This is a genomic window from Dictyobacter alpinus, from assembly GCF_003967575.1.
GTDB lineage: Bacteria > Chloroflexota > Ktedonobacteria > Ktedonobacterales > Ktedonobacteraceae > Dictyobacter > Dictyobacter alpinus.
Map to the genome: position 1 here is coordinate 2,036,966 of NZ_BIFT01000002.1, position 15,519 is coordinate 2,052,484.

Annotated in this window: 12 protein-coding genes; 3 read left to right on the forward strand and 9 right to left on the reverse strand. The window is 48.7% G+C overall.

Annotated features, from left to right (window positions below):
* Positions 1-233: 233 nt before the first annotated feature.
* Together EL633_RS30745 and EL633_RS30750 are read right to left on the reverse strand one after the other, a co-directional pair.
* Entirely contained in the window at positions 234-1,514 is a 1,281-nt protein-coding gene (locus EL633_RS30745) for a hypothetical protein (protein ID WP_126631040.1), read from the reverse strand.
* A 203-nt stretch (positions 1,515-1,717) separates the two neighbouring features.
* Positions 1,718-3,016 (reverse strand): acyl-CoA thioesterase/bile acid-CoA:amino acid N-acyltransferase family protein, encoded by a 1,299-nt coding sequence (locus tag EL633_RS30750; RefSeq protein ID WP_126631041.1) that lies wholly within the window; start codon positions 3,014-3,016, stop codon positions 1,718-1,720.
* A gap of 234 nt (positions 3,017-3,250) precedes the next feature.
* On the opposite strand from EL633_RS30750, the gene EL633_RS30755 reads away from it, so the two are divergent.
* Positions 3,251-4,678: an MFS transporter gene (locus tag EL633_RS30755; RefSeq protein WP_126631042.1), complete on the forward strand. Its 1,428-nt coding sequence runs from the start codon at positions 3,251-3,253 to the stop codon at positions 4,676-4,678.
* A 353-nt stretch (positions 4,679-5,031) separates the two neighbouring features.
* Positions 5,032-5,187, forward strand: a complete 156-nt coding sequence (locus EL633_RS37045; protein ID WP_170207753.1) for a DUF5679 domain-containing protein — start codon at positions 5,032-5,034, stop codon at positions 5,185-5,187.
* 113 nt (positions 5,188-5,300) lie between these two features.
* Here EL633_RS37045 and EL633_RS30760 read toward each other — a convergent pair whose 3' ends face one another.
* On the reverse strand, positions 5,301-7,106 hold the full coding sequence (locus EL633_RS30760) for a hypothetical protein (protein WP_174845186.1): 1,806 nt from the start codon (positions 7,104-7,106) through the stop codon (positions 5,301-5,303).
* Positions 7,107-7,634: 528 nt separating this feature from the next.
* Positions 7,635-8,576 (reverse strand): serine/threonine protein kinase, encoded by a 942-nt coding sequence (locus EL633_RS30765; protein ID WP_126631043.1) that lies wholly within the window; start codon positions 8,574-8,576, stop codon positions 7,635-7,637.
* Between the two features lie 333 nt (positions 8,577-8,909).
* Here EL633_RS30765 and EL633_RS30770 point away from each other — a divergent pair, with 333 nt between their 5' ends.
* The gene (locus tag EL633_RS30770) at positions 8,910-9,542 is read left to right on the forward strand and encodes a TetR/AcrR family transcriptional regulator (RefSeq protein WP_126631044.1); all 633 of its coding nucleotides are present in this window, start codon (positions 8,910-8,912) and stop codon (positions 9,540-9,542) included.
* Positions 9,543-9,663: 121 nt separating this feature from the next.
* Here the strand turns inward: EL633_RS30770 and nudC are convergent, their stop codons facing one another.
* From nudC to EL633_RS30795, 5 genes are all read right to left on the reverse strand, one after another.
* The gene (nudC, locus tag EL633_RS30775) at positions 9,664-10,524 is read right to left on the reverse strand and encodes an NAD(+) diphosphatase (RefSeq protein ID WP_126631045.1); all 861 of its coding nucleotides are present in this window, start codon (positions 10,522-10,524) and stop codon (positions 9,664-9,666) included.
* A gap of 242 nt (positions 10,525-10,766) precedes the next feature.
* The gene (locus EL633_RS30780; protein WP_126631046.1) at positions 10,767-11,600 is read right to left on the reverse strand and encodes a 5'-3' exonuclease; all 834 of its coding nucleotides are present in this window, start codon (positions 11,598-11,600) and stop codon (positions 10,767-10,769) included.
* A 64-nt stretch (positions 11,601-11,664) separates the two neighbouring features.
* Complete coding sequence (locus EL633_RS30785) at positions 11,665-12,327, reverse strand: response regulator (protein ID WP_126631047.1); 663 nt, start codon at positions 12,325-12,327, stop codon at positions 11,665-11,667.
* A 21-nt stretch (positions 12,328-12,348) separates the two neighbouring features.
* Positions 12,349-14,454, reverse strand: coding sequence for a GAF domain-containing sensor histidine kinase (locus EL633_RS30790; protein ID WP_126631048.1), 2,106 nt, complete (start codon positions 14,452-14,454; stop codon positions 12,349-12,351).
* A 162-nt stretch (positions 14,455-14,616) separates the two neighbouring features.
* The gene (locus tag EL633_RS30795; protein WP_126631049.1) at positions 14,617-15,399 is read right to left on the reverse strand and encodes a CPBP family intramembrane glutamic endopeptidase; all 783 of its coding nucleotides are present in this window, start codon (positions 15,397-15,399) and stop codon (positions 14,617-14,619) included.
* Positions 15,400-15,519 lie beyond the last annotated feature (120 nt).

Consider the following 15,519-nt stretch of genomic DNA (forward strand, 5'->3'; position numbering starts at 1 on the left):
TTCTAGCGGGAATTTTTTAGCGCAATGGCTGTATAATGCACCGAACCCCGGTGGGCATCAGTTCTATGATAGGGTTAAAAATGCACCAGACCCTGGTGGGGCAAATCAGGCTAATCATATAAAAATGCGCCAGACCCTGGTGGGGTACGGCGCAGATTGTTTTGATTACTACTTCATGGGAGAGTATCTGAGCTTATTTTGTTGGAAATAAGTACGCTACTCTCGGAGAGGATCTAGGACGACTGCTCACGCTCACGTGTGCGCGTTTTATTGCGCATACGTTTTTTTAGTGGATTGTTCATTGACTGATATTCCTGAATCAACTTGATGGGCGGTAAGATCTCCCAACGGGATGCCAGCCAGTCTTTACTCCAACGTGTCTGGTTTCTATCTACATCTGTCAGACAGAGTTGCTTGCCAATAATGCCCATTTCCTCTAGTTTTTGCAGTGAGGCTTCGATACGTGGCACGAAGCGAGAGGTCATGTGGCGTTCGTCTACTTCTATCATACTGGCGGCCAATAGCTCGGACATCATAATTGGCGTACTGAAATCGCCCTGCTTGGCCTGCTCTCGCCAACGCTCGGTCATATAGAGGGCAATACGCAAGGCATAGCGATCATTCTGTGGATTGAGCTTGAATATCTGGGTATCGACTTCTGCGAGATAGTAGTTCTGGTGCTGCTCATAGGTACTGATCCAGTCGCCTGGTGACACGAGAAAGCCAACAATGATTCTTTCGTTGAGTAATGTTTTGCGACTGACGACCGAATAGCGCATATAGGTGCCATCCACCTGGATGGAGACCGATTTACCTTTAACGGTAATTGTACAGTTGCCACGGACATTACATGAGGCCAGCAAGGCTAGATCTTGTAAGACGCGTTGCTTTTGCTCGGTTCGATAGCCATCGGTATAGCGTTTCGTTGTATTTGGATGCGCCACACGGCTATGCTTTTGTACCCCTTGCCACTGGAGGATCTCTTCCAGTAAGATCGCGACACTGCCATTTTTAGAGACACGATCATTATGGCGGCGAATATTCCACAGTCCTAAAACGATACGAGCTGTGAGAACCGTGCTCTCACTCAACTGGCGAATCTGTTTTAATGCCTGGGGGATCTCTAGCGGCCGTTCAGGTGTTCCCAGATAGACTTCAAGGGTATTGGATGCTAGATACGAGATCTCGCCATCACCGGGCTTCCACATATTCTTCTGGGCTAGTGATGCCTCACGTACAGCCTGGTCGGGTCGATAGTTGGTGACTTTAATGTTTTCTGGCACATAGGGCGTGACATTTTCAAAGAGGGTATTTTCACTCTCGATCTCGACCCCATCCATAATACGGGCGATATATTCGGTCGCCTCTTCCTCCGTCATATAATCAGTAATATCTGCGAGGGTCTGATCAAGGAGGGTTGAGACCTCGCTTTCGCTCTCAAGGTCTTCCGTAATGAATGTTTCTGTATTCTCGTTTGGTATGAGATTTAGCTCCTGTTGTTGATGTTCTTCCATCAAAAAACCCCTTCAGGATATTTGCTATATATTACACTATCCATGAGTAATGGCGAAAAAGTCTGGTCCTCTTCTTATTGTACTGTACATTTCCGCGTTCTCCAGCCACTATCTATGATCGTAATAGCAGATTTTTATACTGTGTGGGTAGGGTAGCATATGGAATGACTCTTGTGAAGGGTCCATGCGTTGATCTGTCATGTTTACTCGCTTGCCTTATATGCAAATTTAGTGGGCCCAAACGTTTGTTGTAGAAATTTCAGGACTCTTCGCCAGGCATCTTCGTTGGCATGCGCGTTTCCTTCTGGTGTTCCTCCATAGGCATTACCCCGAGCCTGACTAACCGTGGTTGGCACGTAAGGATATCCCAGTTTGTGTCCCGCGTTAGGGTAGATGATATGCTGATAGGGATAAGGATGGTGATGTGTATCAAGTCGCTCTTTGATCATTTCTCCAAAGAGGGCTGATGGCCACATCTGGTCATCCTGGCCTGAAAGCAAGACTATTGAGCCTTGAATTTTTTCTACTGGTATGCTGGCTTGCTCAAGATACTGACTATTGCGCAAACTGTCCATATACGCTGTATAAAATGCTATGGGCTCTTGCACCTGTTGCTGCTTTGTCACATAGCCTTGAAACGCCAGCGAAGGGCGAAAAGGTAAAAATGGCACTGGCTTTCCATGATATGTCCAGGAGGAGCGCTCGCTTGCGTCTTCCTGCGTTGCACCCAGGCCTTGATGAACGAGAGCACTGGGCGCGTAGCCAATGACGGCTTTGATCTCGGGAAACATTGTTCCCGCTAGCAGTGCCAGTTCTGCGCCTTTGGAAATGCCCATGATGGCAATCTGGTCATGGCGCACCTGTGGCGATGCCTGTAACCATTGGATAGCTGTCTGGATGTATTCTAGTGGTATCTCCTGCAGGCTGGAAGGCAATGGGGGAGGACCAAAGTAGCTGAGTGCCAGGGTATAATAACCATGCGCTGCCAGTAAGGCCGCATCTGCATTTCTGCTGGCTCCACTTGAGCCACTGAGAAGAATGATTCCCGGGTAAGGACCATTGTCTATTGGATGGTAGGATGTTGCCTGCAATCTCTGATCTTTGATTGTGGTTACGCTACAATGAGTAGATGAGAAAGAACGTCTATGCACGACTTCAATTGGTGAATGATCTTTTGCTTCAACGTTAAAATAGATGGTGAGTGATTGGCCTGTGGGTGTGGCGAAGAATGTTTTGTTTTTCTCTTCAATAAGGGGCTGCATCGACCAGAAGAGTCCCATTGCATTTGTCTGTGTGTATGTACCTTTCTGAGGTCGCTGAGTGGTGAGATTGATGATGCCATGTTCGTCGGCCTGGAAGGTTGCATTTGATATCCAGATTGTCCCACTCTCGTCTGTGGTTTTTGCGTTGATTGTTGCCTCCTGATGAGGAGAGAGGTTGCTGATCTGTATGGCGACTTTCTGGTCAACCTGGGCGTCTGAAGGGCTGATCTGGAATTGCATATAGTTTTCCTTTTATTGCTTGGCTGACTCTCCACACCTGGTTGAAAAATGTATTTTGGGATGTGGTCAAGTCGTGGGAAGTATCGTTTGTACTATGTGTAAGTGATCAATATGACAAAATTGAGACAACTTTGCGATCAAATCGTAACACACATGCTTTATGCTCTCTAAAGAGTCGTTTGTGACAGGACTCAGTGTTCGCGGTGCGCATAAGAAAATCAGGTGAATAAATTTATGAAGCAAGATATCATTAAAGATCAACATAGATCCGGGCCGCCGACTGTCTCGCCACATACACATTCTTTGGAGAAGAGGCCGGCAGTCACGAAACCATTGGGTTCTCCCGATTATCTCTCAATTGGATCGAATCTCTTTTCTACATTATTGTTACGTATTGCGAGCCGTACGAGCTTTTTGTTGCTTGGCTTTTATCTGGGCGAGCATTTTGCTTCGGCTACGGTTGTGGTGCTGGTGCTTGAGTCTTTCTATATCAGTGAACTTTTATTAGCTCCCCTGGCTGGTAGTTTATCGGATCGCATTGGGCGGAAGCCCTTCTTGTTTCTTGCTCCTATTCTGGGAGCGTTGGCGGCTCTGTTGCTCTTGTTAGGAGCCTCGCTCTATCCTCGTCCAGATGCGAATCATGTTGATATTCACTTATTGTTTTTGCTCTTGCTGATTCTCTGCGGACGCTTATTAGAAGGTGCTACGACGGCATTAAATACGCCTGCAAGCCTTGGCTATATCACGGATATCACGATTGGTTCGGATCGCTTACGGGCGCGGGTGATGACGGCTTTTGAGGTGGCTACGGTTGGTGGATTGGCCCTGGCGATTCCTTTTGGTGGCCAGGTGGCCAAGTGGATGGGGAACTGGGGTTTCTTTGTGGTGATTGGTTTACATGTCGCGAACCTTTTAGTGGTGACGTTCCTGGTGAAGGAAAGTCATCATCGCTCCCATGAAACAGCTGAAAGCCATGGCTCACTGGTTGAAAGCCTGAAGATGCTGCGTGATAAGCATATCTTTACTTTTTTGCCTGCCTGGTTGTCTGTGAATACGCTGGTAGGTGCCTGGATAACGTTGATTGTGATTATGCTGACCTATCCAAATCCTGCTGCTGATCTTCGTCATCCTCATCAGCTCTTATATGGAGGCTTTGGCAAGGATCTGGCGACCATGCTTCTTGGCGGTTTTGGGCTGTTCTTTCTCATTGGCATGGGATTCTGGATGTTGATTTTGCCGCGTTTACGCCGGACAACCATTATGTCGATTGGCCTGATCGGGCTTGGGGTGTGTATTGCGTCTCTGACCGCTATTAATGGCCTGGGAGAGAATATTGCCTCTCTAAGTACCAGTGCCCATACTACCCTGTGGCTATTGCTTCCTGCGGTCCTTCTGGGGGTATTGCTGCTGAGTGGCTTTACACCAGCCTCTCTGACGCATATGGCGGCTATCTCGGAACGGAAGGTCGGTAAACGGGGTGCAGTCATGGGATTATATTCAGTTGTGCTGGGTATTGGTCAGCTAGTAGGTGCTTCGGTTGGCGGTATGGCGGTTGATCTGGGTGGTTTTAATGGCTTGATGGGCTTCTCGGTCGTGCTTGGTATCCTTTCTATGATCAGTGTTCTCTATATGCGACGGCACAAGCATGATCTTCTGCAATGATGAGCACATTTCCCATCATATCGTAACGGCAGGTACAAGACCTGCCGTTACGATGTAATAGCGTCTGCTTGTTGAAAAAATAGTATGCAGTTGTATACTGAAGGCTAGTATCGCATTTATTTGTTAGTATGCAGTTGCCCGAATGGGGATATATCTGTGCTGTCTTGTCATTTGCGAACGAGTTCTCTGGTGACTTTGTCGTGGATTCTCCTATGCTCATGGGATAATTCTTTCCTCTACCTGAGTCCTGTTGCATTCGTGATCCGTTACAACAAGAGAAGCGCATGATCGCCTCCTTACATCAGGCTCATGCAGGACTTGAACACAATAAAGATTAGTGAGGAGATATAAAAATGGCTGACATAGCATATTGCGTCAAGTGCAAAGAAAAAAGAGACATGAAAGAGGCGCACCAGATTACGATGAAAAATGGCAAGCCTGCTCTGCAGGGAACTTGCGCCGTTTGCGGCACCAAGTTGACTCGTATTCTCTCTAGCCAGAAGGCATAAGCTTCTCCAGACATGAAAAAGTCCCATCGCTCTTTCGAGCGTGGGACTTATTTTGTTTCTAGCTCTACCTCACTAATGAAGTAGAGCTATTATTTTTGTGTCCTGATACCTATTTACGGTGTCGGTGTCTGGTCACAATTTGGGTTTGCTTGATTGGTTGATGTTGGAGCGTTGGCCTGCCCTTGAGCTGGCTGGGTATTTTGATTATATCCCTGATTCTGATACTGATATGGTTTCTTCCCAGGTTGATTGGGAGCCTGGGTCGGCTGAGGTTGTTGCGTTGGCTGCTGACCCGGTTGATTCTGGGTCTGGGTGGCAGTTGGCTGTGGTTGCTGACCCGGTTGATTCTGGGTCTGGGTTGCGGTTGGCTGAGGCTGCTGTCCACCAGGAGGGTTCTGCTGACCCTGGTTTGGGGTGGCCGGGCAGGTCAGGTTCACCTGATTGGCGGCTTTATCAAAGGCTACCTGGCAGGTCTGGTTGTTGATCTGTGTGGTACCGGTACAACCATTGATGACCGTTCCGTTGACGCTACAATTTGGTGCGGCAGCCTGTCCATTACCGGCTCCGTTGTTGCCATTACCGTTGCCATTACCATTGCCGTTATTGAGGGCGATGGTTGCATCTGTGGCAACCCCATTACCATCTGTGGTGACGGTGATAGGACTCTGCGCATTGATGAGTTTGGTGCAGTTCAGTCCACCATCTCCAAAGCCGGCGTTAAAGCGTTGTGCCAGGAAGGTGAAAAGGTTGTTGGCTGCAGCTGGATCGGGTGAGGGCCGGTTCTTGGTGAATTGGGCGTCCAACTGGATACGGGCAGGCGCGACTGCCAGATAGTTTTTACAGTAGGTTGCGGTGTCACCTTTATCGGCTGCCGCAGCACCTGTAAGCTGGTCAACTCCACGGCGGTAGAGATTCATTTTGTTGGCGTCCTGGTTGCCATTGTTGAGGGCCATAGGATCGCCCAGAGGCACGACGGCCATTGGTGCTGCTTGATGGGCTGCGGCCTGCAGTTCATTGAGTGGCAGGGCCGGGACCATTTTTCCATTATCGGCCAGATCGGGGGCCATCCATGGTTGGCAATTAAGGGCACCATCTAGAGCGATGGAGAGCAAGCGATTGTCGCTACCATTGATCTGTGTCTGCGCGTTTTTCAGCTGGGTGATGTTGGCGGCTGTATTTTGTGCGGTCTTCCCGTCGGCTGTGACCAGATAGGTGGTGGTGACGTTGTCGCTTTGATCCATGTCGATAACGCTAAAATCACGGACCGTTGGGCAGGTCATGCCGTCGGCGGCCATTCCCAGCGCGGGTGGCGTGAGTTTTCCGCGCTGAATAGCGGTGTTGGCGGCGGCGAAAAATGCGCGGGCATTACAGTAGGCAAACTGGCCAAAGATGGAGTTGTTGGTTCCGTTGACACAGCGTCCATCGCCCAGGCTACCATTTTTGTCCTGCAGGGTTAGGTTGTCACCGTTAAAACCAAACCAGAGGCCAACGACAGCATTGGCTGGCAACTTTGGTACCACTGGCTGGGTGCCTGGCTGGGTGCCTTTATCAACGACTAGTGGATTGTAGACTGAAACCGCTCCTGTCGCGGGATCTATCACTGCTCCCTGGACGAATGCGGCTTGTCCAGCATTGGCCTCGTTGCAGGGTCCCATGTTGGGATCTGTGGCAACGAGCTGATAGGGTGTGGCTAGTCCTCGGGCGCTGAGAGGATTTCTTGGAACGATGAGTGAGCAGTTGGCATTGGCATCAGCTGCATGGGAAGCCAGGCGTGGCACAATAATTACGATGCCTGCAATTAAGATCAGGACTGCTGTGACGCCTGCACTTATCAGCATAAGTGGTGAGAAACGTGGCTTGCCAGGTTTCTTGATCGGGCTCGCGTCTTTGGCGCGCCCTGGTTTTGGTAATGTTAACACGCTAGAAAATCCTTTTCAACTCTTGTGCCGTTACTTGTTCTGTGCATGCACATTGGACGCTTACAGAGAAATGTTTGTGCTGGACAACCGCTTGTCCGCTGAAATGGTCTGGCGGCGGTGCCAACTGAGTTTTTTAAATATTATGGCCGGAGCCGCCGACCCTGACTTTTTTCCCACTTTGACAATTTCTGTACGCTAGATATTTAAATGCACGCATGTTTGAATGTTCTGAAACACCTTGAATGACTTTGGTGCTTTTAAATCAGTAACTGTTAGGATAGTAGCACGTTTTAGTCAATATCTGCTTTCTTAGGGGGATGAGATGACAGAAAAGTACCAATTGAGGTTGAGGTATCTTAACCTTGATGGTTTAGATTTGGTTAATTAGTACTAGATAATTGCGAATGTGAGAGATTTATCCAATACTCTGTTCCACCTCAAAAGGTGTTGGTACTTTGTCGGCTTTTTCTATTCTTCTATGGGGAAGGAAGCAATCTCACATTTCCCCACACAAAAAGAAGTGCGTTGTCAGGCTTTGAAGGTAAATGGTGTTTTGAATTGTTTTTTCGCTGGTTGTATGGATGGCTGAGGATCTGCTGTTGGTGTTTCAGGCTCCGTGGGAGTGCTACGAAATCCTTTTGCCTGCGCTATCTTATAGGCCCATGCTAATTCTTCCGCGAAACGTTTGATGCTGGGAAAGCGTTTGGCCGGCTCTTTTTCCAGGGTACGCAAAATAACCTGTTCAATATTGGCTGGATAATTGATGCCGCGCTCTTTAAAGGAGGGTGGGGCAACAAAAAGATGTTGATGGGTAATTTCGTAGAAGGTGCCTGTAAACGGCCAATCTCCACTTAACCATTCATAAAGCATGATCCCTAATGCATATTGATCGCTGCCCCGGCATGGTTTGCCTTGTAGCTGCTCTGGCGCGGCGTAGGGAGCAGTTCCTTCAAATTCACGAAGAGAAGCATGAATTGGACTCAGACTATGGGAGATGATGGTGGTGCCGAAGTCGCTGAGCATGATCTCGTGGTTTTCCCCCAGGAGCAGATTATGGGGTTTGATGTCCCGATGAACAAGTCCAAGACTGTGGATATACTGCAGAGCCGGTGCGATCTGTTGGAGGTACTGCATGACCGTTTCAAACGCTATTTTTGTTCCTTTAGGATGCTTCTGTCTGAGGCTGCCATTTGGAGCATATTTCATCACCAGGAAGGCCACATCATCTTCTACGCCAAGATCCATAATTGGCACAATATTGGGATGGTCAAGCTTCATCAAGGCGGTCGTCTGATGCAGGAACTTCTCTGCATTCTCCCCGCTCCAACGTCCATAGTGAAGCTTCAGGGCCACCTGCGTCTGGTCCTCAATATTTGTGGCAAGATAAACTTCTGATAGGTCACTTTTACCTAACAGTTGCTTGATATGATAGTGGCTAATGTATTGATCTGCATACCGGCATTCATTCATGAATTACCAAATTTCGTTGGCAGCTACGCGCACGTCTTGACGTTATGTATCGCTTGCTGCCCTTTTTGGACATTATTCTTATTTTTCTAAAAATGCAAGCTTGATCTGAGTTTTACTATTTTCTTTGTCGCTATTATGCAGTAAAACCATTACTGCGATTGTACTTGTGACTGGAATACTTGTCAACTGATAAGGGACAACTCTCCTATCCGAGGAGGGCAGGGGTTTATATTTGTGCTTGACTTTTGCTGACTGGATGTTAAAATATTGACCAGGAAGTCATAAATTAAAACGGATAGTCATAGAACACTCAATTAGCAAGGAGGCAGCTTAATGTCCAGGCCCGTGCATCGTTCTCTCAAGGAAAAACAGCGCCAGGAGCGTGAAGAGTTAATTTTACATGTAGTAGAAGATGTATTGCTAGAAAAAGGCTATCGGGATACTTCGATGGACGAGATTGCTAACCGGGTTGGCATTGCCAAGGGGACACTCTACCTTCATTTTGCTAAAAAAGAAGACTTAATGGTGGCTTTCTTTGAACGGGAAATGCAGAAAATTCTTTCTACCATTGATCAGCCTCTGCCTGCTGATATGAGCGCTCAAGCCAAATTGGAAGTAATTGTGCATGCTATGTATAGTGATCCTTCGGGTAAGCGGGGAGATCTATTGTATATTCTGTTTAATAGCGAAGATTTTAAGATTACTTTAAAAGAAAAATCAGCTACGACCCTCACTCGTATTTCGGATAAAGTTTTGTCCTATCTGGAAGAAGGTAAGCAGCGCAATGAATTTGATCCGCATATTCCGACGATCATTATGCTGAATAGCTTTTTCAGCGTCCTTTCTCCTCGTGCCCATCGCCGCTTGTTCCAAAGTGGTGAGTATTCCCACATGGATGTTATGCGTTATGTCGAGCGGATTTATTTTCGTGGCATCGGTGGTCGTCTTCCTGTGGAGGATTTATAGACGCTGTTCGCTATTTTTGTGCTGACCTGATGAATACCCTGGCGTCAGGTCTTTTTTTATTCTCCCCTGCAACGCTTCTTTTCCTTGTTGCTTCTTCACTATTTATTTTGTTTTTTCTTCACTATTTATCTTGCTCCTTGTTGAGCCAGTCGGAAATGAGCATATATGCCAGACTGATATTGGGAGGCGTTTCTGGTAGCGTTTCACGGGTAAACCAGCGTACATCGTCGAGTTCATTATCCTGCGGTTGCAGGGTTCCGCTTTTGTAGCGTGCGGTGAAGCCTACCATGAGCTGATTGGGAAATGGCCAGGGCTGGCTTTTGATATAGTGCAGGTTGTCGATCTCTATGCCTGCTTCTTCTTTGACTTCACGGTGCACGCATTCTTCCAGTGTCTCGCCTGGCTCAACGAAGCCTGCGATCAGGCCGTAGCGTTTCCCCCAGCCGGGTTTATGGGATAACAGGATGCGGTCCCCGTCATAGATCAAGACGATCATCGCCGGTATGACTGGTGGATACCCACTGTAATCGCCGCGTGTGCAGCGTCTTCCCCATCCTCCTGGTACTGAAGCCATTGGAGAGCCACAGACGGGGCAGTAGCGGCTCGTCTGGTGCCAGTTGATGATCTGTGAGGCGTAGGTGGCTATGGTGTATTCAATGCCGTCCATGAGGCTGTAAAGCTCACGTAGGCCTACCCCTTGCCAGTTGGCTGGAATATGTTCTTCAGCATCGACGGCGCTGGCGATACAGGGCATACCGTTCAGGTTGCCGAGATATAATAATTCGTCATGTTTGAGATTGGCAAGGAGCGTTTTTTCTCCCTGTAGCAGGCTGATATGCTGGCCCTGGGACTTCACCAGGAGTTTGTGTTTTTGAAATGGGAACCAGATGGCCTGCCCATCGGGTATCGGCATCGGTGGATATAATCGTTCAAAACCATTGTTTGTATTGGGAGTGTCTGTGTTGCTCGTGATATTTTCCATTGTCTGTCCTTACGGTTGTATCTTCCTTAATGAATGTCTCTGATTCCCATCAAATCTACGGCTCATAGATCAGCGTCCCTCCCCACGCCTTTGACGCTTTAACGGCCTTCTGATACGTGTGGTGTGAAATTGTACTCGTTGCGTACAATTTCACACCACACGTATCAGAAGCAAGGGCCCTTCAGGGTCCGAGTGTGGCTGGCTGCACGCTCCACAATGAGAGTAAAAAAACAAACACTATCTTATTCCCAGAGGTTGAGTTGGCTGAGAATAGTTTGTGCCGGGAGCCAGTTCGTGATCTTTCCTGTGGTCAGGTTGGCCAGTTGTGCATCGGTGATCAGGCGCATTCTTAAGAGATGCCTGTTCTGGAGTACCTTTTCCCAACCTGCGATGACCTTTTTTTCGATGGTCCCGCTTAAGCGTCCGCTGTCCACGAGTTCCTCTAGCATCATACCATCTGCTAAGAGACGGGCAGCGGTGCGCGGTCCAATGCCGGTGATGCCCTGGATGTTATCCGATGGATCGCCGGTGAGGGCGCGGAAATCACACCACTGGGCTGGCAGGACACCATATTGGGCCAGGATGTCTTCGTGGCTAATAATCCATTGTTCACGTTTACGAGCTGTATTTAAGATGACGGTTGTCGGATTGACTAATTGATAGAAATCTTTATCCATTGACATAATATAGATCTGCCGACCCTGTTCTGCTTCAACACCGACAAGTGTTGAGATCAAGTCGTCCGCTTCGGTGGTTGGGAGTTCCAGCCAGCGAATTTGCAGCAGGTCCAGGCCCGCTTTAATATCAGGCATGGCATCAAAGATGGTTGGATCTTTCAAGACGCGCTGCGCCTTATAGGTAGCATCCTCGGCCAGACGTGTCGCGGTCCCCTGGGCACCATCAAAGAAAACCACCCACTCGGCCTCTCCTATTCCCATTGCCGCTTTCCGCGCAATGGCGAAAAAGCCAAAGGTGGCGGTCCTATCCTGGCCCGAGCGACTTTTAATCGGTGTTGGAAAACCAAAGGCGGCCCGAAATAATAAATTGTGTCCATCAACAATGACAAGCGGTGGCATGATGATTGCTATCCTCTGTATTTCTCAATATTGTACATGCTCTATCTCATCCTGTCCATTGTCGTCAGTTTAAACCTAAACCTCCTTCACGGGCGCGGATGATGGCCTGGGCCCGATCGACCACTTGTAGTTTGCTGAAAATGTTAGAGACATAGTTGCGCACCGTGTTATGTCCCAGTATGAGTTGATTGGCGATCTCCTGGTTGTTTTTGCCCTGGGCGATCAGTTCCAGAATCTCGCGTTCACGCTGGGTAAGATCGGGAAACAGCTCTTTATGGCCTGGAGTGGCGGGTTGGGCTGTCGTAAAGAAGTTCATGAGGCGGGTCGCGATGGCTGGACCAAAGATGGCTTCTCCACGACCAATGGCGCGAATGGCGTGGAGCATCGCGTCTTTCTGGGTGTCCTTGAGGATATAGCCACGGGCCCCGGCGCGCATGGCCGCAAATACGGAACTATCGTCCTCAAACATGGTGATGATTAAGATACGGATATGCGGACTGGTGTGCAGGATGCGGCGCGTGGCTTCTATGCCGTTGATGTCTGGCATATGGATGTCCATGAGGATGATGTCTGGCTGGAGCTCTTCTGCCCGCTCGATGGCCTCCTGTCCTGATGTGGCTTCGGCAATGACATGGAGATCTGCACAGGTCGCGACCAGCGCTGATAATCCATGTCGGAAGAGGGGATGGTCGTCAACCAGCAAGATGCTTCGTTGTTCGTTTTCCATGGTATTGTTCCTTTTTTTGCTCTAGTGTTCGTTTGTTAATGGTAATTGGATGGTGATACTGGTACCGCCTGCCGCTGTGTTGGCTATGGTACAGGTGCCTCCTAGCTCGGATGCGCGTTCACGCATCGAGAGCAGTCCGACGCCGATACGATGTTGTTCTTGCAGGCCGATACCGTCATCGCGTATATGGAGATGGATGCCTGTGTGTTCATCATAGGTCAGCTGAAGCAGGCAATGGCTGGCCTGGGCGTGCCGTAAGATATTCATGAAGGCCTCCTGGATGATGCGGAAGATGGCGACTTCAAGGGCCGCCGGGAGCGTGGGAAGCTGTTCCGGTAGTTGTATGCTGGCATCGATGTTTGTTCCCCGACTTGTCTGTGTTTGTTGCTGAATATATTCATGGATAGCTGCCAGCAGTCCGAGCTCATCCAGCGTGGGTGGACGGAGATCATAGACCAGGCGCCGGATATCTCCGATGGCGTCTAGTAAATTCTGATTGAGTTCTTTAGCCATGTCAATGGCGAGCGCGGGCTGGATCGTGATTACGTCGCCGATGGTACTGGCCCCGAGTGCCAGCGCGGCCAGCGTGGGCGCCAGGCCATCATGGAGATCTCGACGGATGCGCCGCCGTTCCTCTTCTCGGGCCAATATGAGCTGTTCTCTTGAGCGTTGCAGATCCGCGCTGAGCCGGACCGCCTGTACTGCCAGTCCGGCCTGGTAGGCGAAATCTTTCAGGAGTCTCTTGTCGGCTTCCGTGAATGTTTCGTTGGGACGGCGCGTTGCCAGAATAAGTTCACCAACGGTTTCGTTCTGCGCGATGAGTGGCAGGTGAAGTAGTTGTCCCTCTTGATACGCCTGGCTATTTCCATAACTGGCTACAGTTGCCTGTTTGTCTCTATACGAGATCTGTAATGCCGCATATGGGAGCTTGAGTGCCTGGGTTACCGTGTCTACGATCGTTTGAGGCATCGTGCTGGTTGAGAGCGCCGCCTCTAGCTGTTGTCCTAATCGGGAAAGGACGATTTGTGGATTATCGCGTTCACCATACATCAAACGATTGATCATTTGCTGGATAAAATTCCGTAATGGCTGCAAAAGGATGGCGATACAGCCTGTAGCAATAAGTGAGATCAGCAAGTTGTTGCTGGACTGGAAGAGTGTACTGAGTGTTCCTACGACCAGAATATAAATACTGATAATCAAGATACTTAAGGTGCTATACACTATGCTGCGATTGAGCAGTGGATTGAGCTCCCAGAGCTGATTGTGCAGGATGGCTATGCCGATGGTGATGGGAATCGATAGCAGGCAGATGGTCATGATCGTGGTGGCGGTTACGTCAAAGAGAAGGAGCCCTTGAACGTGGGCGATGATGGTTGGACGAATAGCGGTAATGGCAAGATACACAAAGAGTGTACTTAATAGAGATAGCATCACCAGGATGGTCTGGCGCCGTTGGAGCAGATCGGATTTATGGCGATAACGATAGATTTGCGCGAAGATGATGCTTGAGAAAAGCAGGATTGACCAGCTTGTGATCACTGTGAGGAGACCCGTGTGGAGCCATGGGGGGATCGCTCCTGTATGGTAGATTACGGGAACATAGATTTCTATATAGTAGATGATCAGTAATGGGATATTGATTATGCCTGGATATCGTGTCCAGTGTGGAACATATTTGCCATCAGGAAAAAGATAGAAGAAGAGGAAGAATAGTATCTGTCCTGCACATGCGATGGCGATTATTCCTGTTGCCCAGATGGATGATGTGAAGAATGTGTCTATTTTGCTAAAGGCGGTGCCTCCAAAGGCTACCAGGGTAAAGGCGGTATAGTATGCCATGCGTTCATGGGCTACCTTCCACATCAGTAATGCGCTGAGCCCCAGGCAGGTGATTAAGAAGAGGAGCATGAGGATATGGGTATAAAGATTGATCTCTGCCAGCGATAGACCCAGGGTTTGTAATTCATGTTTACTATAGGTGTTGCTACTACAGCCGGTGATACTACAGATCTGTGAGCTTTCTGGTTGTATGCTAAAGATGCTGGTGCTTGAATGAATGATCATGACGAGCGCAAGCAAAATCCAGAGAATTTGCAGGATCCTTTGCTTTCTGATACTCAACATCTTTTTTTTCCTCTATATATACTAATGTTCAAATGACCAGGGCACAGCCCCGATACCTTTCACTTAAGGCTTTTCGCCTACTATTTTACTGATTATATCTGGGTTTGTCACATGAAAGTTGCTGTGTTGTTTGAAGCTGCAACTTTCATGTGCTGGCACGTGTTATTTCATTACGAGGGTGATAAGTAGTGGTAGCATGCCGATAATGTTGAGAGTGCAATGGATCGAGATGGCCAGGTAGACGTTGCGTTTCTTCCAGGATAGGAAGCTCAGGGGCCAGAGGGAGGCGACATTTAAGAGGTTGTTCCAGGGCTGCCATAAATGGTAGAGCGAGAAGAGGGTGATGCTTATCCACGGTGTCCATTTGCCGAAGCGTGAGATGCGGGGCATCAGGTAACCTCGGAAATAGATCTCTTCGATGATGGGATAGAGGGTATTCAAGATTACATAAAAGATTTCGGTGATGAGGAGATGTCCGCTTGCATAGTGTCCCAGGACGGTCCTGGCTTCATAGGCGGGCCACCAGCTAAACCAGTTGGTGATGGCTGGCTGAATAAATGGATTGAAGATGACAATGGTGACGACCAGGGCGTACAACAGGGCGAGCAGGGTGAAACCTGCATATTGCCACCATGGCATCGGTTGGCGGTAAAGCATGATGCCTTGCAAAGATAGTTTGCCGTTGCGCTTTTTCCCCAGGCGGTATAGTTCGGCCAGGGTTGGAAACAGAACGAGGGTCGCTCCAAGTAAGAGTCCCATCAATCCTGGATATCCCCAGTGCTCGAAAAGTGGTGCGGTCAGGACGAAAATCAGGTAGATGATGGCGCCCGGAACTAGATGCAATAAGATGGTGCGCAGGAGCGAATGTTGCTCGGCCGCTGCAATTTCTTTTTCTTCACTTGTGGCGGCTGTGTTGTTTTTAATCTGATTAGTGGCGATATTCATTTCGTTTCTCTACTTTCAGTATCCTGGCTTTTTTTCTTGTTTTTTGAAATGTGTCTGTATATTTGTGTTTGTGATTATAGAATACTGAAAAAGGAGCTTGATTGAGATGTGAGTAGTGTC

What these genes read in the sequence shown, in the direction of transcription:
- EL633_RS30795 (WP_126631049.1), bottom strand. Translation starts at nt 15,399, where the DNA reads ATGAATATCGCCACTAATCAGATTAAAAACAACACAGCCGCCACAAGT.
- EL633_RS30755 (WP_126631042.1), top strand. Translation starts at nt 3,251, where the DNA reads ATGAAGCAAGATATCATTAAAGATCAACATAGATCCGGGCCGCCGACT.
- EL633_RS37045 (WP_170207753.1), top strand. Translation starts at nt 5,032, where the DNA reads ATGGCTGACATAGCATATTGCGTCAAGTGCAAAGAAAAAAGAGACATG.
- EL633_RS30770 (WP_126631044.1), top strand. Translation starts at nt 8,910, where the DNA reads ATGTCCAGGCCCGTGCATCGTTCTCTCAAGGAAAAACAGCGCCAGGAG.
- EL633_RS30765 (WP_126631043.1), bottom strand. Translation starts at nt 8,576, where the DNA reads ATGAATGAATGCCGGTATGCAGATCAATACATTAGCCACTATCATATC.
- EL633_RS30750 (WP_126631041.1), bottom strand. Translation starts at nt 3,016, where the DNA reads ATGCAATTCCAGATCAGCCCTTCAGACGCCCAGGTTGACCAGAAAGTC.
- EL633_RS30790 (WP_126631048.1), bottom strand. Translation starts at nt 14,454, where the DNA reads ATGTTGAGTATCAGAAAGCAAAGGATCCTGCAAATTCTCTGGATTTTG.
- nudC (WP_126631045.1), bottom strand. Translation starts at nt 10,524, where the DNA reads ATGGAAAATATCACGAGCAACACAGACACTCCCAATACAAACAATGGT.
- EL633_RS30780 (WP_126631046.1), bottom strand. Translation starts at nt 11,600, where the DNA reads ATGCCACCGCTTGTCATTGTTGATGGACACAATTTATTATTTCGGGCC.
- EL633_RS30745 (WP_126631040.1), bottom strand. Translation starts at nt 1,514, where the DNA reads ATGGAAGAACATCAACAACAGGAGCTAAATCTCATACCAAACGAGAAT.
- EL633_RS30785 (WP_126631047.1), bottom strand. Translation starts at nt 12,327, where the DNA reads ATGGAAAACGAACAACGAAGCATCTTGCTGGTTGACGACCATCCCCTC.